Source organism: Pseudomonas sp. E102 (genome assembly GCF_052660185.1).
On record NZ_CP084025.1, the window covers coordinates 1,071,555 to 1,098,359 of the forward strand.

28 protein-coding genes are annotated in these 26,805 nt (G+C 60.5%); 12 read left to right on the forward strand and 16 right to left on the reverse strand.

The features are described from left to right. Positions 1-149: 149 nt before the first annotated feature. Positions 150-1,040: an ATP-binding protein gene (locus DOCECA_RS05080; protein ID WP_434563148.1), complete on the forward strand. Its 891-nt coding sequence runs from the start codon at positions 150-152 to the stop codon at positions 1,038-1,040. Further along, complete coding sequence (locus tag DOCECA_RS05085; protein WP_434563150.1) at positions 1,037-1,519, forward strand: GAF domain-containing protein; 483 nt, start codon at positions 1,037-1,039, stop codon at positions 1,517-1,519. The genes DOCECA_RS05080 and DOCECA_RS05085 overlap by 4 nt, the downstream gene beginning before the upstream one ends. Here DOCECA_RS05085 and DOCECA_RS05090 read toward each other — a convergent pair whose 3' ends face one another. The 3 genes from DOCECA_RS05090 to DOCECA_RS05100 all read right to left on the reverse strand — a co-directional run bounded on the left by DOCECA_RS05090 (position 1,520) and on the right by DOCECA_RS05100 (position 8,801). Beyond that, a complete protein-coding gene (locus DOCECA_RS05090) occupies positions 1,520-4,468 on the reverse strand; it encodes an HD domain-containing phosphohydrolase (RefSeq protein WP_445571547.1) in 2,949 nt (982 codons plus the stop codon). It abuts the gene before it with no gap. A 74-nt stretch (positions 4,469-4,542) separates the two neighbouring features. After that, on the reverse strand, positions 4,543-8,163 hold the full coding sequence (locus DOCECA_RS05095) for a transporter substrate-binding domain-containing protein (RefSeq protein ID WP_445571548.1): 3,621 nt from the start codon (positions 8,161-8,163) through the stop codon (positions 4,543-4,545). An 11-nt stretch (positions 8,164-8,174) separates the two neighbouring features. Beyond that, positions 8,175-8,801, reverse strand: a complete 627-nt coding sequence (locus tag DOCECA_RS05100) for a response regulator (protein WP_420764782.1) — start codon at positions 8,799-8,801, stop codon at positions 8,175-8,177. Positions 8,802-8,876: 75 nt separating this feature from the next. On the opposite strand from DOCECA_RS05100, the gene DOCECA_RS05105 reads away from it, so the two are divergent. Next, complete coding sequence (locus DOCECA_RS05105; protein ID WP_434650439.1) at positions 8,877-9,056, forward strand: hypothetical protein; 180 nt, start codon at positions 8,877-8,879, stop codon at positions 9,054-9,056. 88 nt (positions 9,057-9,144) lie between these two features. On the opposite strand, the gene DOCECA_RS05110 is transcribed toward DOCECA_RS05105, so the two are convergent. The 4 genes from DOCECA_RS05110 to DOCECA_RS05125 all read right to left on the reverse strand — a co-directional run bounded on the left by DOCECA_RS05110 (position 9,145) and on the right by DOCECA_RS05125 (position 11,662). Beyond that, on the reverse strand, positions 9,145-10,473 hold the full coding sequence (locus tag DOCECA_RS05110) for a deoxyguanosinetriphosphate triphosphohydrolase (RefSeq protein ID WP_434563156.1): 1,329 nt from the start codon (positions 10,471-10,473) through the stop codon (positions 9,145-9,147). A 150-nt stretch (positions 10,474-10,623) separates the two neighbouring features. Then, positions 10,624-10,959 carry a hypothetical protein gene (locus tag DOCECA_RS05115; RefSeq protein WP_420764780.1) on the reverse strand — a complete coding sequence of 112 codons (336 nt, stop codon included), beginning with the start codon at positions 10,957-10,959 and terminating at the stop codon, positions 10,624-10,626. After that, positions 10,956-11,345 (reverse strand): phage holin family protein, encoded by a 390-nt coding sequence (locus DOCECA_RS05120; RefSeq protein ID WP_434563160.1) that lies wholly within the window; start codon positions 11,343-11,345, stop codon positions 10,956-10,958. The genes DOCECA_RS05115 and DOCECA_RS05120 overlap by 4 nt, the downstream gene beginning before the upstream one ends. A gap of 2 nt (positions 11,346-11,347) precedes the next feature. Beyond that, positions 11,348-11,662, reverse strand: a complete 315-nt coding sequence (locus tag DOCECA_RS05125; RefSeq protein WP_445571549.1) for a DUF883 family protein — start codon at positions 11,660-11,662, stop codon at positions 11,348-11,350. Positions 11,663-12,002: 340 nt separating this feature from the next. Between DOCECA_RS05125 and DOCECA_RS05130 the strand changes: the two genes are divergently transcribed. Then, complete coding sequence (locus DOCECA_RS05130; protein ID WP_434675117.1) at positions 12,003-13,211, forward strand: ammonium transporter; 1,209 nt, start codon at positions 12,003-12,005, stop codon at positions 13,209-13,211. A 7-nt stretch (positions 13,212-13,218) separates the two neighbouring features. Here DOCECA_RS05130 and DOCECA_RS05135 read toward each other — a convergent pair whose 3' ends face one another. Beyond that, positions 13,219-14,931 (reverse strand): cation:proton antiporter, encoded by a 1,713-nt coding sequence (locus DOCECA_RS05135; RefSeq protein WP_445571550.1) that lies wholly within the window; start codon positions 14,929-14,931, stop codon positions 13,219-13,221. Between the two features lie 191 nt (positions 14,932-15,122). Between DOCECA_RS05135 and DOCECA_RS05140 the strand changes: the two genes are divergently transcribed. The 3 genes from DOCECA_RS05140 (at position 15,123) to DOCECA_RS05150 (ending at position 16,737) form a co-directional block, all read left to right on the forward strand. After that, positions 15,123-15,362, forward strand: a complete 240-nt coding sequence (locus DOCECA_RS05140; RefSeq protein ID WP_420764775.1) for a glutaredoxin family protein — start codon at positions 15,123-15,125, stop codon at positions 15,360-15,362. A gap of 90 nt (positions 15,363-15,452) precedes the next feature. Then, positions 15,453-15,773: a transcriptional regulator gene (locus tag DOCECA_RS05145; protein ID WP_420764774.1), complete on the forward strand. Its 321-nt coding sequence runs from the start codon at positions 15,453-15,455 to the stop codon at positions 15,771-15,773. Positions 15,774-15,846: 73 nt separating this feature from the next. Next, positions 15,847-16,737 carry a pseudouridine synthase gene (locus DOCECA_RS05150; RefSeq protein ID WP_434650443.1) on the forward strand — a complete coding sequence of 297 codons (891 nt, stop codon included), beginning with the start codon at positions 15,847-15,849 and terminating at the stop codon, positions 16,735-16,737. Positions 16,738-16,819: 82 nt separating this feature from the next. Here DOCECA_RS05150 and DOCECA_RS05155 read toward each other — a convergent pair whose 3' ends face one another. Together DOCECA_RS05155 and mobA are read right to left on the reverse strand one after the other, a co-directional pair. Beyond that, positions 16,820-17,041 (reverse strand): YgdI/YgdR family lipoprotein, encoded by a 222-nt coding sequence (locus DOCECA_RS05155; protein WP_039588986.1) that lies wholly within the window; start codon positions 17,039-17,041, stop codon positions 16,820-16,822. A gap of 75 nt (positions 17,042-17,116) precedes the next feature. Continuing rightward, positions 17,117-17,719 carry a molybdenum cofactor guanylyltransferase MobA gene (mobA, locus tag DOCECA_RS05160; RefSeq protein ID WP_420764772.1) on the reverse strand — a complete coding sequence of 201 codons (603 nt, stop codon included), beginning with the start codon at positions 17,717-17,719 and terminating at the stop codon, positions 17,117-17,119. Positions 17,720-17,797: 78 nt separating this feature from the next. Between mobA and moaB the strand changes: the two genes are divergently transcribed. Then, positions 17,798-18,337, forward strand: coding sequence for a molybdenum cofactor biosynthesis protein B (moaB, locus tag DOCECA_RS05165; RefSeq protein ID WP_434610448.1), 540 nt, complete (start codon positions 17,798-17,800; stop codon positions 18,335-18,337). A gap of 22 nt (positions 18,338-18,359) precedes the next feature. Further along, complete coding sequence (locus DOCECA_RS05170) at positions 18,360-19,547, forward strand: molybdopterin molybdotransferase MoeA (RefSeq protein ID WP_420764839.1); 1,188 nt, start codon at positions 18,360-18,362, stop codon at positions 19,545-19,547. A 60-nt stretch (positions 19,548-19,607) separates the two neighbouring features. Here DOCECA_RS05170 and DOCECA_RS05175 read toward each other — a convergent pair whose 3' ends face one another. Continuing rightward, positions 19,608-19,916, reverse strand: coding sequence for a hypothetical protein (locus tag DOCECA_RS05175; protein WP_434563170.1), 309 nt, complete (start codon positions 19,914-19,916; stop codon positions 19,608-19,610). A 348-nt stretch (positions 19,917-20,264) separates the two neighbouring features. Between DOCECA_RS05175 and yegS the strand changes: the two genes are divergently transcribed. Next, positions 20,265-21,182: a lipid kinase YegS gene (gene yegS, locus DOCECA_RS05180; RefSeq protein WP_434650445.1), complete on the forward strand. Its 918-nt coding sequence runs from the start codon at positions 20,265-20,267 to the stop codon at positions 21,180-21,182. Here yegS and DOCECA_RS05185 read toward each other — a convergent pair. From DOCECA_RS05185 to DOCECA_RS05195, 3 genes are all read right to left on the reverse strand, one after another. After that, positions 21,166-21,825 (reverse strand): response regulator, encoded by a 660-nt coding sequence (locus tag DOCECA_RS05185; RefSeq protein WP_420764768.1) that lies wholly within the window; start codon positions 21,823-21,825, stop codon positions 21,166-21,168. The two genes, yegS and DOCECA_RS05185, sit on opposite strands and share 17 nt — an antisense overlap. Then, positions 21,822-22,715 (reverse strand): sensor histidine kinase, encoded by an 894-nt coding sequence (locus tag DOCECA_RS05190; RefSeq protein WP_434564091.1) that lies wholly within the window; start codon positions 22,713-22,715, stop codon positions 21,822-21,824. Before DOCECA_RS05190 ends, DOCECA_RS05185 begins: the two co-directional genes overlap by 4 nt. Positions 22,716-22,940: 225 nt before the next feature. After that, a complete protein-coding gene (locus DOCECA_RS05195) occupies positions 22,941-23,408 on the reverse strand; it encodes a hypothetical protein (RefSeq protein ID WP_420764767.1) in 468 nt (155 codons plus the stop codon). A 482-nt stretch (positions 23,409-23,890) separates the two neighbouring features. On the opposite strand from DOCECA_RS05195, the gene DOCECA_RS05200 reads away from it, so the two are divergent. Together DOCECA_RS05200 and DOCECA_RS05205 are read left to right on the forward strand one after the other, a co-directional pair. Next, positions 23,891-24,814, forward strand: a complete 924-nt coding sequence (locus DOCECA_RS05200) for a chemotaxis protein CheV (RefSeq protein WP_039588994.1) — start codon at positions 23,891-23,893, stop codon at positions 24,812-24,814. 71 nt (positions 24,815-24,885) lie between these two features. Further along, positions 24,886-25,695: an MOSC domain-containing protein gene (locus DOCECA_RS05205; RefSeq protein ID WP_434610452.1), complete on the forward strand. Its 810-nt coding sequence runs from the start codon at positions 24,886-24,888 to the stop codon at positions 25,693-25,695. A gap of 86 nt (positions 25,696-25,781) precedes the next feature. On the opposite strand, the gene ppnP is transcribed toward DOCECA_RS05205, so the two are convergent. Next, positions 25,782-26,066, reverse strand: a complete 285-nt coding sequence (gene ppnP / locus DOCECA_RS05210) for a pyrimidine/purine nucleoside phosphorylase (protein WP_003183665.1) — start codon at positions 26,064-26,066, stop codon at positions 25,782-25,784. Between the two features lie 79 nt (positions 26,067-26,145). Next, complete coding sequence (locus tag DOCECA_RS05215) at positions 26,146-26,688, reverse strand: exonuclease domain-containing protein (protein ID WP_434563176.1); 543 nt, start codon at positions 26,686-26,688, stop codon at positions 26,146-26,148. Positions 26,689-26,805: the final 117 nt, after the last annotated feature.

The window sequence follows — 26,805 nt, forward strand, 5'->3', positions numbered from 1 at the left end:
CTTACGTTTCCCTTCGCCGGTCAAGCATAGCTGATCATCTCTGAATATCGGTGCGGCCGGTATGTAGTGTGTGAAACAGACCCGCTATCGGCTTCGTCGTTTCGTCGCTGTAGCGTCATCATTACTGTGAACCTGTCCGAGGAGAAGACGTGGACGCCCGATTGATTGCTTTTCTTGAACGCGCCGATGCGGTGCTGACCCGTATCGAGCCCTTTTTGCCTGCGCCACGGCCCGCCATCGACTGGAACCAGACCCTGGCCGCCCGTTGGCAGCGCGACGGGCGCGGCGGTTTTCTCCTGCCGCTCCAGGTCAGCCTCGATATGCGCTTGTCGGACCTGATTGGCGTTGATCGCCAGGTCGAACAGTTGGGGCGCAACACCCGGCAGTTCATCGATGGCATGCCTGCCAACCACGCCTTGCTGTGGGGCTCGCGCGGCACGGGCAAGTCTTCGCTGGTACGTGCGTTGCTGGCCGAACATGCTGGCCAGGGCCTGCGCTTGATCGAGATCGAACGCGATCATCTGGCCGATCTGCCTCGGGTGGTCGAGCAAGTGGCGAAATTGCCCCAGCGCTTCGTGGTGTTCTGCGATGACTTGTCGTTCGAGTCCGGCGAAGGTGACTACCGCGTACTCAAGAGCGTGCTCGACGGATCCCTCGAACAGGCCCCGGACAACGTGCTGCTGTATGCCACCTCGAACCGTCGTCATCTGGTGCCAGAAAAGGAAAGCGACAACGAGAACTGGAAGCGGGTCGACGGCGAGCTTCATCCGAGCGAAGCCGTGGAGGACAAGATTGCCTTGTCTGACCGTTTCGGGCTTTGGCTGTCGTTTTATCCGTTCACCCAAGAGCATTTTCTCGACGTGGTTGAGCATTGGATCGGCGAGCTCGCGGCGAAGGCCGGGCTGGCCTGGCAGCGTGACGAGGCGCTGGAAATACAAGCGGTTCGCTGGGCGACCGGACGCGGCAATCGCAACGGACGTTGCGCCTATCAATTTGCCCGTTATTGGGTGGGCCTGAAATTGCTGGAGCAAGATGCATGATCGATTTGAAAAGCACTGGCGAAGGCCTCGAAGGCTATGGCTTGTTATCGGCTCAGTTGCAATCGCTGCTGGCGGATGAGCGCGATTTCATCGCCAACGCCGCACAGTTCTCGGCGTTCCTGTTCAGTCAGCTGGACGACCTCAACTGGGCCGGTTTTTACCTCAATCGCAACGATGAGCTGGTGCTGGGGCCGTTCCAGGGGCAGATCGCTTGTGTAAGGATTCCCTTCGGTCGCGGCGTGTGTGGTGCCGCTGCGGCGACCCGCCAGACCCAGCGCGTCGAGGACGTGCATGCGTTCCCCGGGCATATCGCCTGCGACAGCGCCTCGAACAGCGAGTTGGTGGTGCCGCTGGTCAAGGACGGGCGCCTGGTCGGCGTACTGGACCTGGACAGTCCCAAACTGGCGCGCTTCAGCGAGCATGACCAGGCCGGTATCGAACAGTTGGCGGCGATATTCCTGCGCCTGACCGATTGCTGATCATGCTTTCAATCCAGCCCTGAGCAATAGGTCGCCCGGGTCGACTTCATCGATCTGGAGCGGGTCGAGAAACGCCTCGGCGTAGCGCAGGTAGATTCTTTCTTCGATGAACAGCCCGAACAGCTCGGGATCGATATGGGCGTCACGGCACATGGTGGCCATGATGCCCAGGGCTTCGCTCAGCTTCTTGGCTTTTTTATAGGGGCGATCGGCCGCGGTCAGGGCTTCGAAGATATCGGCAATCGCCATCATTCGAGCCGGCAGGCTCATCTGCTCACGCTTCAATCGCTTGGGGTAGCCGGTGCCGTCCATTTTCTCGTGGTGGCCGCCGGCAATTTCCGCAACATTTTCCAGGTGGCTGGGGAAGGGCAACTGGCTGAGCATCAGGATGGTCTGGACCATGTGGTGGTTGATCACGTAGCGCTCTTCGCGGGTCAGCGTGCCACGCGTGATGCTGAGGTTGTAGAGTTCGCCGCGGTTGTATTTCCAGGTCGGCACATCGAGCTGGAAACCCCAGGGATTGTCCTCTGGAATCAACTCGGCCTCGTGCCGCTCGAACAGGTGCTCGGGTTTGTCCACCAACAAGGGTTCATTCACGGGCAATGTCGGCTTGGGCGTGCGCGCCTGGCGGCGGTTTTCTTCCCAGGAAACCCCCAGGCGATCGTCCAGGGTTCGGGTCCATGTGCGGCGGGCGATGGTTTGCAAGCGTTGCAGGTCGGCATCGGCCATGGCTTCGGAGCCCAGGTTGCAGCGTGCGACAAAGGTGAAGTCATCGTTGAGGGCGGCCAGTGTCGCGTCGCGTCGCTCTGCCAGGGATGAGGGTTCGCCTCCGGTTGCCAGCGCCTGCCAGTAGTCGACCCAGGCGTCACGCTTGAGGACTTCGAAGCGGGTACGGATCTCGTGGATACGGTCGTTCAGGGTTTCCAGCTTGGTGGCTTTGTCCACCACGTATTCGGGCGTGGTCACCTTGCCACAGTCGTGTAGCCAGGCCGCGATGTGCAGCGCCTCCCATTCGTCTTCGGTCGGGCGGTAGCTTTCGAACGCCGGCGCCGGGCTGGCGGCGGCGGCCTGGGCGAGCATCAGCGTCAGGGCCGGTACTCGCTGGCAATGGCCGCCGGTGTAGGGGCTCTTTGCATCGATCGCGCCGGCCAGCAATTGGATGAACGAGTCCAGCAATTGTTTTTGCCTGGCTTGCAGGCGCTGGCTTTCGATGCTCACCGTCGCGGTGCCGGACACGGCCTGCAGGAAGGCGATGCGATCCGGCTGGAGCTTTTCCAGGTCCGCTTCGGTGCCGGTGTCGGTGATCAGCAGAACCAGCGCGCCAACGGTTTCCTGGTGACGATTGCACAGGCGGATGCCGATCAGGTGTACCCGTGGCGCGTCCAGCGCAAGCAGGACACTGCGCAAATCGCCCGCCTGTTCGAAACCCAGGGACGATACAAGGGTTTGCGCGACGGCCAGCTCGCGAAGCCATTGGGGATTGTCCGCAGCGTCCAGCGAGTAACCTCGCAGGGCGAAGGTTTGCGGGTCCCGAGGGGAACCGTCGATGACCAGTCCGCAGGGCTTGATGTGCTCGCCATCGTTTTCGCGCAGGTAGATCAGGCCAGCCTGGGCCTGGCCAATTTTCACGGTCTCGAACAGCACTCGCTCCAGTAGCGGGGCGAAGCGGGTTTCGGCGCGCAGGCTGGCGGTGATTTCGAAAAAGCTCGCCAGGGTTTCCTTCATGCGGGCCATTGAAACGCCCAGTTGGTCAACCTCCAACACGGGGGAGCGACGGGACACCGGGTAATGGAAATTGAAACTGCGGATGGCATCGGCCTCTTGCACCAGGGCCCGCAATGGCTTGACCAGGATCCTGGAGGTCAGCCAGCCCAAGGGCAGGCACAGCAGCAAGGTGGCGAGGGTGATCAGCGCGCCTTGCCAGCGCATGCGATAGGCGCCGGCGAGCAGCTCGTCTTCCGGAACCAGCAACGCCAGTTCCAGGCCCTTCGGGCCGCCTTCCTGCATGTGGCTGCGAGAAACGATCCACTCGCGTCCCGCCGCCTCCAGGCGCGGCGTATCAGTGTCGTTGTCGAGCGCGGCGGCAATGGCCGGGTGCAAGTCGCGCGCCTTGATCAGGCGTGCCGACTGGCTGTCGGTCACCAGCCGGCCGCTGTTGGGATAACCCACGGCGTTGCCTTGCAGATCAGCCAGGACAATCTCGGTACTGGCGGTTACTTTGTGCTTGGCCAGCGTCTGGGAGAGGGCGGCCAGGGTGAGGTCTGCGCCGATGACGGCCTGATCACCACTGCGGCGGGCGAGGGTCGTGCCGATGTTGCGGCTGGAAAAAAACACGTAGGGTTCGGTGGTGATTTGTTCGGAGGTGTCCATTGCGCTGCGAAACCAGCCGCGGCTGCGCGGATCGAAGGTCTCGCCAGAGTTGTCGCGGCGACCGATGAGCGCCAGGGCCTGATCGTAGAACAATGATTGGGAGAGCACCTGGCCTTCGTCAGCCGTGCGCTCGATGGTCCAGACCTCGTAGCGCGCGGCAGCCGGTGCCTTGATCGCCGTCTTCGAGGCCTCGGAGCCCAAAGGCCGGACCATCAGGAAATTGCCGTCGCGATCGCCCAGGTACAGCGATGCCAGGTTCGGGTTGTCCCGCAGTGCCTGGGTGAAGGGGGCGAGGAGCGTCAGTCGCTGGGCCATCCCCGGTTCGCGCGTCGCCGGGTAGTGGGCCAGCAGGCCCAGCAGATGGCGGATCGGTTCATAAGTGTCGTACAGGTCCAGGCGCACGTCCTGTTCGATTCGATTGAACAGCTGTTCGCTGCCAGACAGGATGATCTGGGTGGTTTGCCGATAGTTGAAGACGCCCAGCACCACAGCGGTCAGCAGCAAGAGCAGCGTGAACATCACACTGATATGAACGTGCAGGGGAAACCGGCGTTTTTGCGGACGCGGTGCGCTGGGCATTTCCATCACTCCAAGTGTTGGGGGAGATCGCCCCCGGCTACGCACTGCTGAGCGAACAGCATAGTAAACACCGGTTATTTTGCCTTGGCGATCTCTGTTTCCAGGGCCTGCTCCAGTTCGCTCATCGCCCGGCCCAGGGCATGCGTGCATTCATCGATGCGTTCCGGCGCGAGCCCTTGTTGGCAGGCCTGCTCCAGTGTCTCGCACAGCTGGATCAATGAAGTCGCCTGCACGATACGGGCGACGCCTTTTATCTTGTGTGCGGTCTCGGTGATCGCCTGTGGGTTTGCCCCTCGGGCGACGTCGAGTAGCTCCTGGCGGTCTGCGCGATTGCTGCTGAGCAGTTCCGCCAGCAGACGCTGGATGGAGACAGGGTCGCCGCCAGTCAGCATCTGCAGGCTTTGAACGTTGAAAGCGTGGACGCGGCCGCCGGGTTTGATCGTGCTCATCCACTGATGCAGGGCGCTCAGGCTGATGGGCTTGAAGAGGCAGTCGTCCATGCCCGCCTCCTTGCAGCGTTGTTTTTCCTCGGGTTGTGCATTGGCGGTGAACCCGAGGATGGTGCAGGGCGGCCGCCGTTGTTCGGCCTCGTGTCGACGGATTGCTCCGGCGAGCTCGTAGCCGCTCATGACTGGCATGTTGCAGTCGGCGATGACCAGGTCGAAATTCCCCTCCTGCCAGGCCTTGAATCCCTGTTCGCCGTCATGGCTGACATGGTGGTGATGACCCAGGTAGTCCAGTTGTTGCGACATCAACAGGCGATTGGCCGGATGATCGTCCACGACCAGGACGTTCAGCGCGCAGGCGGCTGTTTCAACGACAGGCGCGACGGGGGCGCGAGCCTTTGCGTCGGGCAGGATGGCCAAGGGCAGGCAAACCCGGACCTGGGTTCCTGCGCCCGGTTGGCTGTTCATGTGCAGTTCACCGCCCATGACCTGGCACAGGTGGCGGCTGATCACCAGGCCCAGCCCAGCGCCCTTGCGGGCCATCCGGTTGCCATTGTCGACCTGGGCAAACGGCTCGAACAGGCGTTGCAGGTCGGCGGGGCTGATGCCGATGCCACTGTCGCGCACGTTCAGTTGCATTCGAAGGGTGTCTTCCCCGATCGTGCGTGACAGCCTCACGCTGACATTCACTTCACCTTGCTCGGTGAACTTCAGGGCGTTGCTGATGAGGTTCGAAATCACCTGCTTGAATCGCAACGGGTCCATCAGCACGTCCGGGTTACCCTCGGTTGGCTCGAATCGCAACGACAACGCCAGGTTTTTCTGCCGGGCCAGTCCTTCGAAAACCCGCATGACCGATTGCACCAGCGCCTTGAGGTCGACCCGTTCGGGTGCAAGGCCCAAGTGGCCGGATTCGATACGGGCAATGTCGAGGATATCGCCGATCAGGTCGAGCATGCCGGAAGCCGACTCGTATGCGACTTCAATCGCCGCGCGGTCCATCTGGCCCTTGTCGGCATGCTTGAGCGCCAATTCGAGCATGCCGATCACGGCATTCATGGGGGTGCGGATCTCATGGCTCATGGTGGCCAGGAACGTGCTCTTGGCCCGGTTGGCGTCGTCGGCCTGTTCCTTGGCGGCTCGCAGATCCTCGACAAGCTGTCGCCGTTCGCTGATATCGATCCAACCGCCGATGATCCCTTGCACCTGGGCCGCGGAGTTACGGTAAGGCAGTATCCAGTGATAGATCGTCAGCTTGCGGTCACCGATGTGCAGGGGCCGATCGATGATCTGTGCGGTGCCCTGGGCCATGACGCGTCGATAATCGGCCTGGTACTCCAGCGCTTCGAAGGCGTTGCTCATGGCCCCGGGCATGATGTCCTTGCCGATCACGTCTTCGCGTCTTGCGTCGAACGTCTCCAGGTAGCTGTCGTTGCAGCTTTGCAGGACCCCGTCCCGGTCTCTTACATAAATGGGATGGGGCGTGCCGTTGAGCAGGGCGTGCATGAACTCGAGCTGGTCATTGAGGGCCAGTTCCGCCCGCTGGCGTTGGCGGATCTGCCGTTGCATATAGGCATTCCAGGCCAGTGAGAGCAGCAGCAAAAGGCCTGCCCCCGCTACGACCTGGAGAAACAGGCGGTTGTAGGTGCGCCATGTGCTTTCCGAGGCCGGGATATAGCCGCGCCAACGGTTGTCGATCACGCCCAGTTCATCGGGGTCGATGCTGGTCAGGGCTTTATCGAGGATGGCGCTCAGCTCCGTCGCGTTCCTGGCCGTGGCCAGGGAGAACATGGCGTCGCGGGTGCCGACGGTGCTGCTGATCTGCAGCTTGCCCTGCAGCGTATGGGACGCCAGGAAATAGTTGGCCATGACCAGCGCGTTCACGCTGCCGTCGACTTGCCCCTCGGCGAGCGACTGGGCGGCATGCTGCGAATCGACGGTTTCGATAATTCGCAGGTCTGGATACTGGCTGCGTAGCCATTCGATGATGGGGTTGCCTTTGGTAACGGCCAGGCTCCGCGCGCCGAACTGGTCCAGCGTTGCCGGTGTGTCGGACTGCTTGCGCGTAAGCAATACAAACGAGCTGTCCATGTAGGGACGGCTGAATTTCAGCGATTTCTGTCGTTCGCTGCCAGGCAGCAACGCGGCGATCACGTCGGCTTTGCCGCCGAGGACCGCGGCGATCATTTCGTCATCGTCCTGATAACGCTGGATATCCAGGCGCAAGCCGCTGCGCAGGCGGATCAGTTCCAGCAGGTCGGCGCTGATGCCGTGGAAATCCCCGTCTGGGTCGAAAAAAGTAAAGGGCGCGAATCTTTCGTTCACCGCCACCCGGACCACCGGGTGCCGAGCCAGCCAGTCCTGTTCGCGGTCGGTCAGCTGGATTTTATGTTCGGCGAGGTACAGGTCGCTGCCTGCCCTCCAGCGCTTGGAGATTGCCGCTTGTTCGGCAATGGGAATCTGGTTGAGCGTGGTATTGACGATGTCCAACAGGCGGGTGTCGTCCTCCCGGAGCGCGAAGCCGAACCCGTGTGCCTCGTGTTTGGCAAAGCTGGCCATGCGGATGTTGTTCAAGTACCCCTTGCTGATCATGTAGTGGGTGGAGATGGCGTCGCCAAGAAAGACATCGGCCTGGCCGAAGGCAACGGCATTGATCGCGTTCTGGTAGGAGGGATACGTGTTGATGCGGGCCGTGGGGTATAGCTGTTTGACTTCCTCCAACGGCAGGTAGTGATAGACCATGCTGAGCCGCAGCCCTTTGAGGTCTTCGTTCAGCGGGCGGTTTTCATTCGTCCGGGTGACCAGCACCGGTTGATCGACAGCGTAGTGTGCCGAAAGAGCGACGCCTGAATTCTGCGCTTCGAACCTGTTGGCAGTGCCGAGCAGGTCGATTTCTCCGGCCTTGAGCGCGGCGATGGCGGCTTCCCGCGAATCGAACCGCAGTACGGTCATTGGCAGGCCGGTCGCCTTGGCGATGACTCCGGCATAATCGGCGGTCATGCCTTCGTAGTCGCGGCCACTGCTGGAAAGGTCAAAAGGCGGATAATCCGGGGCGGAGGTTCCCAGGATCAGTTCGCGACGTTCCTTGAGCCAGGCGCGCTGGGTATCGTCGAGCCTGATCTCGATATGATCCGCGGCCGCGCGACTCAGCAACGAGTAGGCCTGAGGCACATTCGTTGTCGCCAGGAGGAGCCCTGCATGGAGTCCTGCGGCTAACAACAAAAAGTAGCGGCTTATGCATTTGAGCATTCTGTTGTTTCTCACACCAGTGCGTTGCGTTTTGCCATTTCGATAAGGTCGACCAGGGACTTCACCTTGAGTTTTTGCATGAGTCGTTTTTTATAAGTGCTGACAGTTTTATTGCTAAGAAACATGCCTTTGGCTATTTCCTTGTTGGTCCGACCTTGGGCAAAAAGTTGCAATACCATCAACTCCCGGTCGTTGACACTTTTGAACAGGTCCAACTCGAAACTGCGTGGATCATCTGGACGAACAGGGTTAAGTGCCTGGCTGGGGAAATAGTTGTAGCCGGATAATACGGCTTTGATCGCGCTGACCAGTTCACTGAGATCTTCCTGTTTACAGACATAGCCGGAAGCCCCGGACTGCATGCAGCGAATGCCAAACAGCGTTGGCGATTGCGCCGTCAGGACCAGCGTCTTGAGGGGCGTGGTCATGGCGTTGAAGCGCGAAAGAATTTCCAGCCCGTCAAGTTTCGGAATGCTGATGTCGAGGATGACCAGGTCCGGCATGCATTCACGCACCATTTGCATCGCGTCGACGCCATTGTCAGTTTCTCCGACGACTTTATAGCCTTCATGCTCCAGCAGCATTCGGACAGCGAGGCGGATGACCGGATGATCGTCGACAATGAAAACGGAGTTCATGAATAAAGTCCCCTAGAGCTCTTATAAAGCGCGCACCTTAGCCCAGTTAAGGCTAACTCGTGCGGGGAGACCGGCATGCACGATCAATTTCAGAAGTTTCCTACAAAAAAAGAAGCGGGATACCACGACGTATTTAGGGGGGCAGGTAGGCAAGTGGAGCGAGGAGGGCATGTTTTACATTTTATTGAATATAAAACCGCGCTTTTAATAGTTGGGGAAAAGAAACTGTGCCGTTATTTCAGCGGCAGAAAATGACGAGCTGACAACCGGAAGGCTCCAGGCGCAGGCTGCAAAGCGAGCGCCAGGTCGCGTTTCCCTACCGATCGCCGGCTGCAATCGCCTGCTATTGGCGAGTGCGGCCGGTCATCTCCTGTGCCATGTCGCTTGCATAGCTGTCAGTCATGCCGGCGATGAAGTCGATCATCCGCAGGAAGGCGCTGTGAAGTGAACCTTGAGGATCGGGCGCGTTATTGCCCAGCAAGTCGAGAATCCGGCGATTCTTGAACGACGGCGTACGGCCACCGTGTTGTTCGAGGGCTGCGCCGCAGAAACCGTTGAGCAGGATCTCCAGCGTGGTGTAGGCGCCGATTTCGTTCAGGGTCTTTCGTTTGTCCTGGAAAATTTTCTTGCGGGCCATGTCCTTGGCGTTTAATACGCAACGCTTGGCAGGGCCGTGCATGTGTTCCACCAAATCGCCTTGCAGCGTGCCAGCGAGCAACGCCTCCTGCTGCTCGACGAATGCCCGTGCGGCCGCATTGGTCAGGTGCTCGATGGCCTTGCCTCGCAGGATCGCCAGCTTTCGCCGTCGCGAATCCAGCGGCCCGAGTTGACGGTACGTCTCTGGCAGATCATCACCCACCAGGTCCAGGAGCAGCGATTCCACCTGCGGATACTCCAGCAGGTCCATTTCGACGCCGTCCTCCAGGTCGATGAGCGCATAGCAGATGTCATCCGCGGCTTCCATCAGGTAGACCAGCGGATGCCTTGCCCAGCGCTCATCCTCGATTTGCGGGAGGCCGAGTTTATGGGCGATTTGCTCCAGCAACGGCAGTTCACTCTGGTAGCAGCCAAACTTGTGCTTCTTGTAGCCCAGGGAATCGGCGTGGCGAGCCGTCCAGGGATACTTCAGGTACGTGCCGAGGGTCGCATAGGTCAGGCGGGTGCCGCCGTCGAACTGGTGGTATTCGAGCTGCGTAAGGACGCGGAAGCCCTGGGCATTGCCTTCGAAGTTGAGAAAATCGTTGCGCTCGGCCTCGCTCATTGCGTCAAGCCAGCCCCGTCCCGCCGCCTGTTGGAACCAGTAGCGGATGGCGTCCTCGCCCGAATGGCCGAACGGTGGATTGCCGATGTCATGGGCCAGGCAGGCCGACTGCACCACCATGCCCAGATCACTGGGCTCACACCAGTCGGGCAGGGCGCCGCGGATGGTTTCCCCTACGCGCATACCCAGGGAGCGACCGACGCAACTGACTTCCAGCGAATGGGTCAGGCGCGTGTGGATATGGTCGTTGCTGGAAACCGGATGCACCTGCGTCTTGCGCCCGAGGCGGCGGAAGGCACCGGAAAAGATAATGCGATCGTGGTCTTTGTGGAATGGACTGCGGCCCAGCTCTTCCGGGCTGTGCAGCGGTTTTCCCAGGCGTTCGCGCGTCAGCAGGGTGTGCCAATCCAAGGCCGGTTGCTCCGTTTGATGAGTCGAAGTCCTAGCTTCCCGGTTCGAGCGCCGTCCTGCAAGGCCTCAGGACCCCGATCAGTTGTGCCCGGGTGTTGCTGCGTCGACGGTCGAACAGGGCTCTTCGATGGAAGAGCCCGTCGATTCGCCTCAAGGCTTGCGCGCACTCTTGGCCAGTTTGATCAGGGGAAGCACGGCGGTCGCCAGCCGGATCAGGCGTGACAAACCACCGGAGCGGCCACTGCGGGTTCGCTTGCCACCGAGAAAGCCGAGCAGGCTCACCGCGGCGACGCCCCAAAGCGATGCGTGCTTGAGGCCGAACCCTTCGTGCCAGCTCTGGGTGAATCCGCGTACCCGTTGCAACGGGTGCAGCAATTGTCGCGTTTCCTGACGAATTTCCTGGCGATGCATCTCCATGCGCAGGCGCACCAGTGCCTTGCGCATTTCCTGCCGCGTACGGGCTTGAGGAGCATTTGGGCGACTCATGGCAACAGGCGCTCCCGGTCGTTGGCGAGTTCTTCGAGAGTGGCGTGGAAAGGCGAGGACTCATCAAAAATCGCTGCCTTGAGCCGAAGCCCGCAGAACAGCGCCGCCAGCAGGTAGAACAGGCACAGGCCGATGATGCCCGCTAACCGATAGGTATCCCACACCAGGATCAATACCAGAGCCGACAGCCCCACCAGTAACAGCAGGCCGAAAACCAATGCCAGCCCCGCGAATAACAACAGGCTGACGGTGCGAGCCTTTTGTTCCTGCAGTTCGATACCGAACAACTCGACGTGGCTGTGCAGCAATCCAAGGAATGCCGCGCCCAGGCGACGCGCTGTTGGTTTAGTGCCCGTTTCGGGCGATCCGGATTCGTCGATGCCCATGATCAGCGCCGTGTCGCCAACAATCCGATCAAAAAGCCTACGCCCGCCGCGATGCCGACCGATTGCCAGGGATTGGCCTGTACGTATTCTTCGGTAGCGATCATGGCTGCCTGGCCGCGCTCACGCACTGAATCTTCGGTCACCTTGAGGGTTTCGCGGGCGCGCAGCAGTGTTTCGTGGATCTGGCCACGCAGTTCGTCCGCCTGGTCGCCTGCCAGCGTGGCGGTGTGATCCAGCAATCGTTCGGTGTCTTTGACCAGCGTCTGAAAATCTTCCATCAATGTTTCTTGAGCAGTCTTTGCCTGGGTTCTGGCCATGGGGGTGGATCTCCGTAAGTGACGTCTGAAGCGTTCGAGTATGAGCCCAACCGGAAGGTTCAGTGAAACTGACTGGTACAACTTTTGCTCCGCCCTTTGCCATGTGCTGGTGCGCCGAGGTGTGCCGGTGCGCTGAAGCTGGGCGAAAGCCCGAAAACCTTAACCCAAATAATCAAAACCGGCGAAGCACCTCCAAGCGGGGCGTCATGTTGTCGCGTTTCATGCACCAAAGCGGTTCGGCTGCCCACCTATGGTCGGTCGTTCGGTCTCAACTTGGTGCATGACCGGCTGGGATGAACCATCACGGTGCTTTTTCAACTTCTTCAGGTCTGCCAATACCATGGAAAATCTGCAAAGTGCTGTGGACGGTCTGGTCCATAGCTCCAACACGCTGTTCATCCTGCTCGGCGCGGTCATGGTCCTGGCCATGCATGCCGGGTTCGCGTTTCTGGAAGTAGGAACGGTCCGGCAGAAGAATCAGGTGAACGCGCTGTCGAAAATCCTCAGCGATTTCGCGGTATCGACGCTGGCCTATTTCTTCATTGGTTATTGGATTTCCTACGGCGTGACTTTCCTGCAACCGGCGGCAGTTCTCAGTGCCGACCACGGCTACAGTTTGGTGAAGTTTTTCTTCTTGTTGACGTTCGCCGCCGCGATCCCGGCGATTATCTCTGGCGGGATAGCCGAGCGTGCCCGGTTCGTCCCGCAGTTATGCGCCACGGTGCTGATCGTGGCGTTCGTCTATCCGTTTTTCGAAGGTCTGGTCTGGAATGGCAATTTCGGTTTCCAGGCTTGGCTGCAAGCGCACTTTGGCGCCAGCTTCCATGACTTTGCCGGCTCCGTGGTGGTGCACGCCATGGGCGGCTGGCTGGCACTGGCCGCGGTGCTCCTGCTCGGACCGCGAAACGGGCGTTACCGGGACGGTCGTCTGGTGGCCTTCGCGCCTTCGAGCATTCCGTTCCTGGCGCTGGGGTCGTGGATTCTCATCGTCGGCTGGTTCGGCTTCAACGTGATGAGCGCCCAGACCTTGCCCGGCGTGAGTGGGTTGGTGGCGGTCAACTCGTTGATGGCAATGGTCGGTGGGACCGTGACGGCGCTGGTCGTTGGGCGCAACGACCCCGGTTTCCTGCACAACGGCCCGCTGGCCGGATTGGTGGCGGTCTGCGCCGGCTCCGACCTGATGCATCCGATGGGTGCCCTGGCGACCGGCGCAATTGCTGGCGGTCTGTTCGTCTGGTGTTTTACCGCGGCCCAGGGCAAGTGGAAAATCGACGATGTGCTGGGCGTCTGGCCCCTGCATGGGCTGTGCGGCGTCTGGGGCGGTATCGCCTGCGGGATTTTCGGCCAGGACGCCTTGGGTGGCTTGGGCGGGGTAAGCCTCGCCAGCCAGTTCGTCGGCACCGCCCTCGGCGTGTTGATCGCCCTGGTCGGTGGTTTCGCGGTCTACGGTGTGATCAAGGCGGTGCTGGGCTTGCGGCTGACTCAGGAAGAAGAGTACTACGGGGCCGACTTGTCCATTCACAAGATCGGAGCGGTCAGTCAGGACTGAGCCTGTACTACGGCTCCTTGTCCTGATTGCCGGGATAGAAGCCATGGAGCAAGCCATAGCGCTCGTGACGGACTTGATCCACATGGTGCCGCACCCGCTGCTCGGGCAGCCCGAGCATGATCAGCGCATGGGAGGCCAGCATCAGGCTCGATTCCAGCAGTTCTGGAACCACCTCGGTGGCTCCGGCTGCCTGCAACTCGGCCAGTTGGCTGTCGTCCCGGGTGCGCACGAGGATGGGCACTTGCGGGTTGACCCGCCGGGCCTCCCTCAGCACGGTCATCGCAATGTCCGTCTTGTCGACTGCAATGACCAGCAGCCTTGCGCGACCCAGCCCTACGGCGGCCAGCAGGTCGGCTCTGCGTGAGTCTCCGTAATGCACGCATCGTTCGCCGACGGACGCTTCACGAATGATGACCGGGTCATCATCCAGGGCCACGAACGCCAAGCCCTCCCGGCGCAGAAAGCGCCCGATCGATTGTCCTACCCGGCCATACCCGCAGATGATTACGTGACTCGACAAGTCGGCATTGAGAGCGCTGATCTGGTCCAGTTGCGCCTCTTCGTTGGGTTTGCGGTGCAGCCGCGCGGCCAGGCCGGGTGCGGCGCGCAGCAACAGCGGCGTCAACAGCATCGAGCAGAAGGTGGCGGCCAATAGCAGGCCGCCGATATCCCCTGGCATGAGTCGGTTCTGTTGCATCAGCGCCATCAGCGCGAAACAGAATTCACCGCCCTGGGCCAGGGCGAGGCCGCTGCGCCAGGCGGTTTCGCCGTCGCTGCCGCGCCACTTCACCAGGGCGGCCACGACGCTGCCCTTGATGAGCATCAGAGCGAGGGTCAGCCCGAGGATCAACAGGCCATCGTCGACAAACAATTGCAGGTCGATCAGCATGCCAATGCTGACGAAGAACAGCCCCAGCAAGATGTCGCGGAACGGTCGGATATCGGCCTCGATCTGGTGCCGGTAGTGGCTCTCTCCCAGCAGCATGCCGGCCAGGAACGCTCCCAGGGCGGGGGAGAGGCCGAGCAGGTGCGTAAGCCATGCCGTCAACAACACGATCACCAGGGCCAGCAGCACGAACAGTTCGGCGGACCGGGAGGCTGCCACCTCATGGAACAGCCGTGGCAGCAATAGTCGGCTGGCCAGCAACAGACCGCCAAACAGCACCAGGGTCTTGCCCAGAGTCAACGGCAACGCCCAATACCACGGGTGTTCGCTGCTGCCGGCAAATACCGGCACCAGGGTCAGGAGCAACACGGCGACGACGTCCTGGAACAGCAACACGCCTATGGCGTTCTGGCCGTGGCTGGTGAAGATTTCCCCCAGGCTGGTCAGTTCCTTGCTGACAATGGCGGTAGACGACAAGGCCAGCCCGGCACCAAGCAACACGGCCGCCGTCATCGGCACACCACTGCTTGCCAGCAGCACGCCCAATAGCAACCCAGAAGCCAGGACCTGGAGGCTGCCAAGTCCAAACACCACCCGACGCAGCTCGAGCATTTTCGATAACGAGAATTCCAGCCCCAAGGAAAACAACAGGAAAACCACCCCAAGCTCAGCCAGGTCCGGCAGCTCTTCGCTGTCGTTGACCCAGTCCAGCGCAGTGGGCCCGATGGCCAGGCCCACGCACAGGTAACCGAGTACCGGCGGCAGGCGCAGTCGCCTGAACAGGGCGATGACCACCAGGGACGAGGCAAGGATGATCAGCAGGTTGGCGTACAAGAGACACTCCGTTTCAGGGCTTGCTGGATCCAGCGTAGAACAGCAAAAAACTTGAGCATCACTGGAAAGTCATTTCAGCACAGTGATTTGCATCAGCGTTTTACCGACAATAATCTGCGGCATTTTAGCCGGCTCGACGGTTGCGTGAGGTGGGCCTAGAATGGCGAACTGTCTTTTTGGGTCTACCTGCCATGCTTCCTGAATGCCAGCTGTTCGGCACCCTGGGTTGCCATCTGTGTGAAGTCGCCGAGAGCGTGCTGATGCCTTTCGTCGAATATGGATTATTGGTGGAGTTGGTGGATATCGCCGAAAGCGAGGCCTTATCCGAAGCCTACGGGCTGCGCATTCCAGTGCTGCGCAGGGTTGATACAGGCGCCGAACTGGACTGGCCCTTCGACGATCCAGACCGGGTTGCTGCATTTTTACGTTGAACCTTCCATCGGCTGGGTCCCTACGTCGCGATTGGCGAAAAGACGTTCTTCGGTTACTGTATGCCCATACAGTTATCTGGAGTGGGTCCCTTGGTCAATGTCGAACAACTGAAAAACAGCGTGAACCGGATGTCCGTGGACGTTGTGCGCGAGGCGGTCCTGGAATTGCGTCTGGACGGGCTGGTGACCGAAGGCAAGACGCCCTTCAATAAACTTCACTTCAACACATGTTTTGCCGAGATCGAGGCGCTGTTCCAGCGCGCCGGCTACCACAAGCAGCTGGATGTGGTGGGTTATCAGGGGCTGTTGTATGCGCTGTACGATCCGGGGCGCTGGGAGGCGGTCGAGGTGCTGCGCTGGCTTAAGGAATTCACCGAGGCCGCGACGAGGCCGGCGCCAATCCTTGCATGAGGCAATCATTGCTGGGCTGGCTCGTGTGACTGTCGGATAATACCCAGTCCGCAACAGGCTGAAGAATTTTTTAATGTCCGGTCCATCGTTTTCCGCAGCTCAGCATCAGGCCAGCACGCTTTACCTGCCGCCCGGCCCCTGGCAGACGGTATTGGATTGCCTGTGCGACCGCTTCAGGGCGATCAGCCGCGAGCAGTGGCTCGATCGCATCGCTCGAGGCCGGGTGCTGGACGCCGAGGGCAAGGCAATCCGCGCCGACCTGCCATACCGGGAAGGCTTGCGCGTCCATTACTTTCGGGAAGTACCGGACGAAAAGCCGATCCCGGTGATGGAGTCGATTCTGTATGTCGATGAACATCTGGTCGTGGCGGACAAACCACATTTCCTGCCGGTCACCCCAGCGGGCGAGTACGTTGAGCAGACCTTGTTGCGACGGCTGATTCATCGCCTGGACAATCCCCAACTGGTGCCTTTGCACCGCATCGATCGGCACACCGCCGGGCTGGTGTTGTTTTCAGCCAATCCGGACACCCGCTCGCGTTATCAAGCCTTGTTTCCAACGCGACGGATTGAAAAATTCTACCAAGCCATCGCTCCCGCATTGCCCGGATTGACGTTTCCCCGCGTACACAAAAGCCGGATGGTCGATGGTGAACCCTTTTTTCGCATGCAGGAGGGGGCGGGCGAGCCCAACACCGAAACGGCCATGGAAGTGCTTGAAAAAAGCGGGGACCTATGGCGCTACGGCCTGTATCCGGTCACCGGGAAAAAACACCAGCTACGGGTCCATATGAACGCCTTGGGCGCGCCTATCTGTAACGATCCGTTCTATCCGGACGTGGTGCGAGACGCGGTGGATGATTTTGCCAATCCGCTCAAGCTGCTGGCTCGAGGTGTTCGTTTCATCGATCCGCTTACGGGGCAGGAACGGGACTTTGAAAGTCGGATTTCGTTGGGGTGGTAGCGAGCCGACGGTTCGAGCAGGCAACAAAAAAGCCCGCAATAACCATTGCGGGCTTTTCTTTATCTGGCTTTGACGCTGAGGATCACAGGTCTTTAACGGTACGAACCTGATCCTTGTTCACGCGAGTCTGCTTGCCGTCCAATTGTTCGAATTCGTAGAAGCCGCTGTCTTCATCATAATGTGGCGTGTCGACGGCCTGGATTTCGCGACCGTCATTCAAGGTAATCACTGTTGGCGATGCGCACCCGGCGAGAGTGGCGAGGCCCAGCGCGAGCATGAAAGTAGCGAGGGTCCGTTGAGTCATGGTGTTTCTCCGAAAGGATTTCTTCAAGTTACTGACCTTCAGACGTATACATCGCGAGCAAGTTCCTGGCTAGTGTCAATCTGACACGCCTTTGTGCTGGGCAAGGAGTTCCGGCGTATTGAGATTGGCCAGCCGGGGATCGTCGGCCGGGCATTGCAATGGGACCGCGTGCAACGTGCGCATGATCCGGCCGGGGCTGCGTTCGCCTTCTTTCCATGCCTGTTCGAAGTCATTGGCCAAGGCTCGCGGGATGACGCACAACAGCGGCTCCCAATGTTCGCCATGACGAACCATCAATGGCTTGTCCGGGTGTCGGCTTGCCGTTTCCCGCATGCCTTCGAGCAGGCTGGTGTCGATTCGCGGCACGTCGCATGGCAACACCAACAGATACGGATGGCGTGCCGCCCTCAGGCCCGCCCGTATGCCTGCCAGCGGGCCGGGGAAATCACCCTCGTCATCATGCACCAACTGATCGGCGTACGCGGCGTAACGCTCCCGGTTGCGGTTGCAGGAAATGATCAAGTCATCGCTCATGGCCCGGGTCTGCCGATGCAGATGAGCAATCAATGGGCTGCCTTGCCACTCCAGCAGCCCTTTATCCTGTCCACCCATCCGTTGCCCGCGTCCGCCCGCCAGGAGCAGGATGGAGCAGGGCGGCAGGGGATTGTTCAAGGTCATGAGGTGTCTCCACACGGGCGAAAAAATCGGGCGCTGTGATATAACACCAGGCTGTTTCCCCTACAACTGGACGAGCCTATGAAACCCAAGGCTGATGTACCTTTCGTACCGCTCAATATCGCGGTGCTGACTGTCAGCGATACCCGTACCCTGGAAACCGACACGTCGGGCCAGGTCTTCGTCGACCGGCTCTCGGAAGCCGGGCACAATCTCGCGGCCCGGGTGCTGCTCAAAGATGATCTGTACAAGATCCGCGCGCAAGTCGCCGCCTGGATTGCCGACGAGGTGGTGCAGGTGGTGCTGATCACCGGGGGGACCGGCTTTACCGGCCGTGACAGTACTCCAGAAGCCGTTGTGTGTCTGTTGGACAAGCAGGTCGACGGTTTCGGTGAGTTGTTCCGGCAGATATCCGTGGCGGACATTGGCACCTCCACCGTTCAATCCCGGGCACTGGCCGGGCTGGCCAACGGGACGCTGGTGTGCTGCTTGCCGGGCTCCACCAATGCGGTGCGCACCGGATGGGACGGCATACTGGCCGAGCAACTGGATGCGCGGCACCGGCCGTGTAACTTCGTAGCCCATTTGAAACAGGCGGCCCCTTGTGAATCCCGTGGGTAAACCGGGCAAGACCGGTGCCTTGATGGCCGTCGAAGTCGCGCTGGAGCGCTTGCTCCAGAGCGCGGCGGCTTCGCCAATCGTCGAGCGTGAGCGGGTTTCACTGGCGCAAGCGCAGGGGCGGATCCTCGCCGAAGATCTGGTGGCGACGCTCGACCTGCCGCCTTGGCCCAACAGTGCCATGGACGGCTACGCGTTACGCCTGGCCGATTGGCGCGGCGAGCCACTGGTGGTCAGCCAGCGGATTTTCGCCGGGCAGGCTCCGGAGCCCCTGGTCGCGGGAACCTGCGCGCGGATCTTCACTGGTGCGCCGATTCCGGTCGGCGCCGATTGCGTCGAGATGCAGGAAAACGTCGAGCTTGAGGATGACCAGCGGGTGCGGTTCATCCAGCCCCTGGCGATCGGGCAGAATATCCGCCCTCAAGGGCAGGAAACGACCGTTGGCGAACGGGTGCTTTGTGCCGGCACCCGCCTGGGCCCGATTGAGCTTGGGCTGGCGGCCTCCCTGGGATGTGCATCGTTGGAAGTCGTGCGCAGGGTGCGCGTTGCGGTCCTGTCCACGGGCGATGAATTGGTGGAGCCTGGCCAGCCCCTTGGGCCGGGCCAGATCTACAACAGCAATCGCGTGTTGCTCTGTGGTTGGCTGCAACGCCTGGGGTGCGAGGTTATCGATGCAGGTATCCTGCCCGATGACCTGCCCACTACCCGCAAATGCCTGGCCCAACTGTCGGATGTCGACCTGATCCTGTCGACTGGCGGTGTATCGGTGGGGGAGGCTGACTTCCTGGGCATCGCCCTTCGTGAGGAAGGCGAGCTGACGCTGTGGAAACTTGCCATCAAGCCGGGAAAACCCCTGACATTTGGGCATTTTCGCGACGTGCCGGTCATAGGCCTGCCCGGGAACCCTGCTTCGACGCTGGTGACCTTCGCGTTGTTGGCTCGGCCTTATCTGTTGCGACGCCAGGGCGTTCAGTCAGTGGCCCCCCTCAAGTTCAAGGTGCCGGCCGGTTTCGCCTGGCCGAAGGCTGGCAGCCGGCGCGAATACTTGCGAGGCCGCATCGAAAATGGTCGAGCAATCATCTATCGCAACCAGAGTTCGGGAGTCCTGCGCAGCGCAGCTTGGGCCGACGGACTGGTCGAGGTCCTCGAAGAGCGGACGTTGGTCGAAGGCGATGAAGTGGGCTTCATTCCTTTGAGCGAGGTGCTGGGTTAGTCCTGCATCGCATTCATTGGTGACGGCCTGAGCTGGGCTCGGGCCGTTGCGGTTTTGCCTTCATCGCGACAGTAGCATCACCAGTTGATCGAAACGGCTGTTCGCGACCCACCCCAGCAGGCCGACCACCACCGCCGCCGCGCCTGCCAGATAGGCAAGTCGGTGGCGAACCGCCTTGACGTCGGTACGAATTTCATCCATGTCCCTGCGGATGTACTTGAGGTGGGTTTCCAGTTCAACGACGCGCGGTTCCAAATCAATTCCTCCAGCGGGATTACTGCAACTTTTGCCTTCGTTTTTGGCGTCGGCCCGCTCGCTCCCGAAGGATACGAAGTGGCGGGGCGACACCTTGCATTCATGGCTGCGCATAGGACGTTCCTTCCCTGTGGCCATGATTAATCGAGCGATTCAGTGGGCCTCTACGGGCCGTGACATATCCATCCATGGGTGACACATCCTTGTCTAAATGATCGTTTGCCGGTTAAACGCAACAGAATGCCAAGGTGTCTCAATATGCCCAGGGGGTCAATTGAGCTGATTCGCCACGTCTTGTAAGAAAATTCTTTGAATAAGAAAAAGCCATGGGAAGGCTGTCCCCACCTTCGTGGCATCGGCCCGAACGCCATGCTTTTTCATATAAATTGAAGGAGGCTGGGCTTTTTCCAGTGAATGAGCGGTCCCATTTCCTGAACCTTCTTTCCAATGACGGAGACAACAATGAGCAAAGGCAAGGCGCTATTGATCCTGCATGGCAAGCAAGCGCTCAACGAAGAGGTTCGCGCCGCAGTGATGCTCAAGCGCAAACAGGGTTGGGACCTCGCGGTCCGGTTGACTTGGGAAGCTGGTGATGCCCGGCGATGTGTGGAGGAAGCACTGGCGGCCGGTTATACCCAGTTGATTGCCGGTGGCGGCGACGGGACCTTGCGCGATATTGCCGAGGCCATTGCCCAGCACTCTGGCGATGCCAGCCTGGTATTGCTGCCGCTGGGCACGGCCAACGATTTTTCCCGGGCCGCCGGTGTCCCGCTGGAGCCGGAGCGGGCCCTGGACTTGCTGGAGGTTGAGCCTCGGGCGGTCGATCTGGGTGAGGTCGGCGGGCGGATTTTCCTTAACATGGCCACGGGCGGCTTCGGTAGCCAGGTAACAGCGAACACCTCGGAAGACTTGAAGAAAATTCTCGGCGGGGCCGCCTATCTGTTCACCGGCCTTTCAAGGTTCGGTGAGCTGAGTGCAGCCTATGGCGAACTGCAAGGGCCTGGTTTCCAATGGCGCGGCGATCTGCTGGCGCTGGGGATAGGCAATGGCCGGCAGGCCGGCGGGGGGCACATGTTGTGTCCGGAGGCGTTGGCCGATGACGGGCTGCTTGATATCAGTATCCTGCCGGCGCCGCAGGAGGTGGTGAGCACGCTGAAGGACCTGCTGGCCGGTGGCCTGGGTATCGACAACATGTTCGTGCGGGCACGCTTGCCCTGGGTGGAAATCAAGGTAGCCCAGGGACTGGATATCAATCTGGATGGCGAACCACTACAGGTCGATAATCTGCGTTTTACCTTGCGTCCCAAGGCACTGCGGGTGCATCTGCCGGTGGACTCGCCGCTATTGGGATCCCCCGGATTGCTCAATCGTCCAGGCTGATGATCTGCTCGCGCACCGCAAACAGCACCAGGCCCGCCACGTCATGGATTTGCAGGCGTTTCATGATCTGGGCGCGGTGGGTTTCCACGGTCTTGATGCTCAGGCTCAAGCCGTTGGCGATTTCCCGGGTGGACTTGCCACGCACGATCAACCGCAGGATCTCCAGCTGACGCGCCGTCAGGTTATGGGTCGGGGCAGGATGGGGCGGCTGTTTCTGCACCCGGGTCAGTGCCTGGTTGATCACGGTATGGGCGATGGCCGGGCTCAGGTAGCGTTCGTTGTTGCGCAGCGCTTCCAGGGCGTGCTCCAGCTCGGTGGGAGTGGCGTCCTTGAGCAGATAGCCATGGGCTCCGGACTCCAGCGCCTGCATGATCACCTCTGGGTCTGTGTGCATTGACAGGATCAACACCTTGCTCTGGGGGCGGACCTGCTTGAGCTGTTGCAAGGCTTGCAGGCCGCTGGTGTCTTTCATGGAAATATCCAGCAGCACGATATCGGGGTTCAGTCGTTCTACCAGCTCCAACAGTTGGGCGCCGTCATTGGCTTCGCCGACCACGGCGTAGCCAGGCAGGTCGAGGACCAGGGCGCGCACACCGGCCCTGATCAGCGAATGGTCATCTACCAGAAGCAAATTACAAGTCAATGGAGAACCTTATTCTTGCTGGCCCGTTCCAGGGTGCGAGGCGCCCAGGGAAAGCGAGCTTCGATATGCGTGCCTTTGCCGGCCTCGCTGGTTACCTTCAGGGCGCCGCCCAGTTGTTCGACCCGTTCCGACATGCCGGCCATGCCGCGTTGCCCTTCGCGGGCGGGATGGATGGCGGGGACAAAGCCCCGGCCGTCGTCGCTGATGAGCAGCGTCAGCCCTTCGGGCAGTCGTTGCAGGCGTACCAGCAGGTTTTTTGCCTGGGCGTGGCGCAGGATGTTGGTGACCGCTTCCTGTGTGATCCGAAAAGCCGCCACTGTCATTTCTTCCGGGATACCCGTCATGCGTTGCTGGCAATCCAGGCTCCAGTTTACGGGGGTATTAGCCAGGGTCTTGAGCAGATGCGCGCGCAGGCTGGCTTCGAGTCCCAGGCTGGTCAGTTGCCTTGGATTGAGGATCGCCGACACGTCGCGCACCTTGTTCAACGTTTCTTCCAGCGTCTCGCTGAGCACGGAGCATTGGCCTTGCAGCTCTTGCGGCATGCGACGCTTGAGCCATTCGCTCTGCAGTTTTGCCGCTGTCAGCAATTGGCCAATGTCGTCGTGCAGTTCGCGACTGAGGCGATGGCGCTCGTTTTCCTGGACCTCAAGCAGCCGGTCAGCGAGTTCCTGCGGCTGGAATTTGATGGATTTTCGTGACAACCGATACTGGATCCAGACACAGGCAAGGGCTGCGACATTCAGTACCAGCAAGCTCAACGGCACCGTGAGGGCCGACAGGTAAGCCAACAGACAACCGAGGGTCGAGCAGATGCACAGCAACAGCGTGAACCGGCGGGCGTTTTCTCGGGAAGGTGGCCAGGAAATGAATGACTTGAAGCTGGCGTACATAGCGGATGGAGCCAATGGGTGTTCGCTGCGGGCAAGCCGGTCAGCGCATCTGACGGGCCGGGTCGGGTAAACGTTTCAGGTCGGGGATTGCTTCAGTTGGCGGCGGCTGGTTGAAGCGAACGACGCGAGACATAGTACCACTTCAAATATCGTTGGTCGCGCTCGGCTTGGCGGCCCGAAAGCTCCGTGCGCCGGGCACATGGCACCAGGCAGCGAGAGGCAGCTTCATGCTTGTTTCTGGGCGTAGGGCACCAATGCCAGCGGGCGCGGTGGTTGTAACGCCTGACAAGGGCTCTGACCCACCTGGAAGGCGAAGGCTTCGATCAGCGACGTCTGTTCGCTGTTGTCCAGGCCCAGTTTTCCGGTGGTGTGGTCGACCAGCTCCAGCTGCCAGGCCATGAGCGTGAAACAATCCTTGAGCGCGACCAGGGCCTGCTCATGCAGTTCCATGTCCTGCGCATGGCTGAGCAAGCCGTGGATATGCAGTGAAAACTCCGAAACGGCCTCCAGCGCCAGCGCATCGGCCTTGTTTGCCAGCTTCAGCAGCGTGCTGAGCATGCAATCAATGGCGTCTTTATCGTTGCTGATCAATTGCAGGTGGCTCAGGCATTCCTCTGACTTGGCCAAGAGGGTCTCGGCTTCGACCAGGAACTCAGGAAGGCGCTGGCTCCAATTCTTGCGATCGTTCGGCATGCTTATCTCCACAACATCATGTCAGGCGAAAAGTAAATCGCGCGTGGCGAACGGTTGGCTCTCATGGCCGACAACGAACCAATACGCCCGGCGCGCCCATGCGATCCGGCAAAGGGCTGCTGTTCGCAAACGATTGCACGGGCGGGATCGGCCGAAAGGCTTGAGGTTCGGTGTCCTGCGATGGCGCACAAAAGCCTGACTCCGTTCAGCAATGAGAATGGCGTCACATTAATGGCTATTGGATAGCGCGAATATCAGGTTGGACCTGATTGTGCCTAGGGGAATCCCTTAGGCAGGGGAACTTCGTGCGCATACCGGAGTCGCGCAGCGAAAAAATAACGGATGAAAACGGAACGCCAGTAAAGCATGATGTTAATGTGACATCAATCCCCGAAGGGAGTATTTCGTGTCGGGGTCAAGATCCGGCCCCGGCAGCCGATAAGCCTTTACAAGATTCATCCGAACAAGCCCAGGAGTCATCGATGGCCGGCATTCTCGACACAGTAGATCAGCGAACCCAACTGGTGGGTGAGAATCGCCTGGAAATTCTCATGTTTCGCCTGGCAGGGCGGCAATTGTTTGCCATTAACGTGTTCAAGGTCCAGGAAGTGTTGCAACTGCCGAAGCTGACCTTGATGCCCCAGCGCCATCCTTTCGTCTGCGGCGTGGTCAACCTGCGGGGCCAGACGTTGCCAGTCATTGATCTGTCCCAGGCCATCGGCATGCGTCCGCTCGTGCCCGGGCCGAACAGCACCATCATCGTCACCGAGTACAACCGCTCGGTCCAGGCGTTCCTGGTGGGGGGCGTGGACCGCATCGTCAACATGAACTGGGAAGCCATCCTGCCACCGCCGACCAGCGCCGGCCGCGAGCATTACCTGACGGCCATCAGCAAGGTGGACGATCAGTTGGTGGAAATCATCGACGTGGAGAAGGTCCTGGCGGAGATCGTCCCCTACAACGCCAAGGTTTCCCGAGACAAACTCGAAGACCCGGTGCTGGAGCGCGCCCGTGGTCGCGAAGTCTTGCTGGTGGACGATTCCAACGTAGCGCTCTCCCAGTTGCGCGATACCTTGGGCCAGTTGGGCGTGAAGATGCACATCGCCAGCGACGGCTTGAAGGCGTTGAACATGCTCAAGGCCTGGGCTGATTCCGGCGAGGTGATGACTGACAAGTTGCTGATGATCTTCACCGACGCGGAAATGCCAGAGATGGACGGCTATCGCCTGACCACCGAAATCCGTAACGACCCGCGGCTGCGTGGGCTCTATGTGGTGCTGCACACCTCGCTGTCCGGTAGCTTCAACGACTCGATGGTCAAGAAGGTCGGCTGTGACAATTTCCTCTCCAAATTCCAGCCGGACAAGCTCGTTGATGTAGTACGCCAACGGTTGATGCTCGACTGAAGCCAATCCGGGTTTGTTTCATCGACCGGCTCGTATAAGGTTGCGTTTTTTCGCCACCAGGAACGTCGATCATGTTGCGGCTGAGTGCGCTTTACCGTTATCCGTTGAAGTCCGGCAAGGGGCAGCAGGTCCAAGGGATTGGCCTGGACAAGCTCGGGCTCGACGGTGATCGTCGCTGGATGCTGGTAGATGAGGCCAGCGGACGGTTCCTGACCCAGCGAGCCGTGGCGAAAATGAGCCAGCTTTCGGCGCTGTGGAACGAGGCGGGTGGCCTGACGCTCAGTGCGCCGGGCCATGGCGTCATCGAAGTGCCGTTGCCGCCTGCCCACGAAGAACAGCGGCGCGGCGTGATCATCTGGCGCGACACGTTGCGCGTGCCGGATGCGGGCGACGAGGCGGCTGCCTGGGTCAGCGCGTTCATCGGCAATCCTACCCGGCTCGTGCATGTGCCAGTGGAGTTGGCCCGCACCACAGCCGCCGGGTATGGCAAGGACGATGACAAGGTGGCCTTCGCCGACGGTTTTCCCTTGCTGTTGATCGGCCAGGCCTCATTGCAGGACCTGTCTGGCAGGGTAGGTCGCCCGCTGGAAATGCTGCGTTTCCGTCCGAACCTGGTGGTCGAGGGCAGCGAGGCGTTCGCCGAAGATGGTTGGAAGCGTATCCGTATCGGCGATATTGAGTTGCGCGTGGTCAAGCCGTGCTCGCGCTGCATCATGACCACGATCGATCCGCAGACCGGTGAGCGCGATCCGCAGCGCGAGCCTTTCGCGACGTTGCTGCAGTACCGTTCGACCCCGGACGGTGCGATGTTCGGGCAGAACCTGGTCAATGACGGTAATGGCAGCCTGGAAGTGGGCATGCCGGTCGAAGTGCTGGAATAAAAAATGCCCGTGTCGTTGGACACGGGCATTTCATTTACCACGCAATCGCTTTTGCCGTGGGGCAAGCGCCCTTGCTACGGTCCGACTCAGCCGCGATATTCGCACAGGTAAGCCGTGTCGACGGCGACCTTGAGCTGGAACTTGCTGTTGGCCGGGACGTTGAACTGGCTGCCGGCCGCGAAGGTTTCCCAGTCGGTGCTGTCAGGCAGTTTCACGGTCAGGGCGCCGGAAACGACGTGCATGATTTCCCGCTGGGCGGTGCCGAATTCGTATTCGCCCGGTGCCATGACGCCGATGGTCGCGGGGCCTTCGGCAGTGCCGAACGCGATCGACTTGACGGTGCCGTCGAAGTACTCGTTGACTTTGAACATGGGCGATTCCTCGAGAAAGGGCTGAAAAAGGCCGGCCAGTATGCACAAGGCCACACGGGCCGTCATCTGCTACGCCGGGTCAGCCCGTCAGCACCAGAGGCAATAGTCGCGCTGTATTGCGGGCGTCCTCGAGCGCGCGGTGCTGTTGTCCGCAAAATTGCAGCCCGGCCAGTTGCAGCGCGCTATTGAGTCCCAACGGTCGTTCCAACCGGCGGGCCTTGGCGAAACGTTGCTTGAGGTTCATGTGCGGCACTTGGCCGAGGAGGCTGTGCAATCGCTGTTGCTGCCATTCCTGAAGCAGCTGCTTGCGATCGTAGTCGCCCCAACTGACCCAGCCTTCCAGGTTGGGGTGGTAGGGCGCCAGCCAATGTTCGAACGCCGGCCAGACCTCGGTCAGAGGCCCGGCACTGTCGATGTTGGCCTGACTGATGTGGGTCAGCGAGCGACAGAAAGGGGTGAGCAGCGGTCGCCTCAGCGGCCGTACGAACCGCTGGAAATGATCGATTTCCCGGCCGTCTCGATTCACCAGGGTCGCGCCGATTTCGATAATTTCCATTTCGGTTACCGGCCAGCCACCTTCATCGGTGGTGGCCTCCAGATCAATCACCAGCCAGTGAGGCATTGCAGAGTTCCCGGTATCGGCGTGCTGATGGGTTTGAGCGTAGTCAAACCCGGCGCCTGCGCCTAGCCCTATCTTGAGGCGCCGACACGAGGGACCGAGCGCAGGTTCTTGCGCCCG

Bases quoted from the DNA above. Each gene is read 5' to 3' on its own strand.
- DOCECA_RS05085 (WP_434563150.1), top strand. From the start codon at position 1,037: ATGATCGATTTGAAAAGCACTGGCGAAGGCCTCGAAGGCTATGGCTTG.
- DOCECA_RS05090 (WP_445571547.1), bottom strand. From the start codon at position 4,468: ATGCCCAGCGCACCGCGTCCGCAAAAACGCCGGTTTCCCCTGCACGTT.
- DOCECA_RS05095 (WP_445571548.1), bottom strand. From the start codon at position 8,163: ATGCTCAAATGCATAAGCCGCTACTTTTTGTTGTTAGCCGCAGGACTC.
- DOCECA_RS05100 (WP_420764782.1), bottom strand. From the start codon at position 8,801: ATGAACTCCGTTTTCATTGTCGACGATCATCCGGTCATCCGCCTCGCT.
- DOCECA_RS05105 (WP_434650439.1), top strand. From the start codon at position 8,877: ATGCACGATCAATTTCAGAAGTTTCCTACAAAAAAAGAAGCGGGATAC.
- DOCECA_RS05115 (WP_420764780.1), bottom strand. From the start codon at position 10,959: ATGAGTCGCCCAAATGCTCCTCAAGCCCGTACGCGGCAGGAAATGCGC.
- DOCECA_RS05120 (WP_434563160.1), bottom strand. From the start codon at position 11,345: ATGGGCATCGACGAATCCGGATCGCCCGAAACGGGCACTAAACCAACA.
- DOCECA_RS05125 (WP_445571549.1), bottom strand. From the start codon at position 11,662: ATGGCCAGAACCCAGGCAAAGACTGCTCAAGAAACATTGATGGAAGAT.
- DOCECA_RS05130 (WP_434675117.1), top strand. From the start codon at position 12,003: ATGGAAAATCTGCAAAGTGCTGTGGACGGTCTGGTCCATAGCTCCAAC.
- DOCECA_RS05140 (WP_420764775.1), top strand. From the start codon at position 15,123: ATGCTTCCTGAATGCCAGCTGTTCGGCACCCTGGGTTGCCATCTGTGT.
- DOCECA_RS05150 (WP_434650443.1), top strand. From the start codon at position 15,847: ATGTCCGGTCCATCGTTTTCCGCAGCTCAGCATCAGGCCAGCACGCTT.
- DOCECA_RS05155 (WP_039588986.1), bottom strand. From the start codon at position 17,041: ATGACTCAACGGACCCTCGCTACTTTCATGCTCGCGCTGGGCCTCGCC.
- mobA (WP_420764772.1), bottom strand. From the start codon at position 17,719: ATGACCTTGAACAATCCCCTGCCGCCCTGCTCCATCCTGCTCCTGGCG.
- moaB (WP_434610448.1), top strand. From the start codon at position 17,798: ATGAAACCCAAGGCTGATGTACCTTTCGTACCGCTCAATATCGCGGTG.
- DOCECA_RS05170 (WP_420764839.1), top strand. From the start codon at position 18,360: ATGGCCGTCGAAGTCGCGCTGGAGCGCTTGCTCCAGAGCGCGGCGGCT.
- DOCECA_RS05175 (WP_434563170.1), bottom strand. From the start codon at position 19,916: ATGCGCAGCCATGAATGCAAGGTGTCGCCCCGCCACTTCGTATCCTTC.
- yegS (WP_434650445.1), top strand. From the start codon at position 20,265: ATGAGCAAAGGCAAGGCGCTATTGATCCTGCATGGCAAGCAAGCGCTC.
- DOCECA_RS05190 (WP_434564091.1), bottom strand. From the start codon at position 22,715: ATGTACGCCAGCTTCAAGTCATTCATTTCCTGGCCACCTTCCCGAGAA.
- DOCECA_RS05195 (WP_420764767.1), bottom strand. From the start codon at position 23,408: ATGCCGAACGATCGCAAGAATTGGAGCCAGCGCCTTCCTGAGTTCCTG.
- DOCECA_RS05200 (WP_039588994.1), top strand. From the start codon at position 23,891: ATGGCCGGCATTCTCGACACAGTAGATCAGCGAACCCAACTGGTGGGT.
- DOCECA_RS05205 (WP_434610452.1), top strand. From the start codon at position 24,886: ATGTTGCGGCTGAGTGCGCTTTACCGTTATCCGTTGAAGTCCGGCAAG.
- ppnP (WP_003183665.1), bottom strand. From the start codon at position 26,066: ATGTTCAAAGTCAACGAGTACTTCGACGGCACCGTCAAGTCGATCGCG.
- DOCECA_RS05215 (WP_434563176.1), bottom strand. From the start codon at position 26,688: ATGCCTCACTGGCTGGTGATTGATCTGGAGGCCACCACCGATGAAGGT.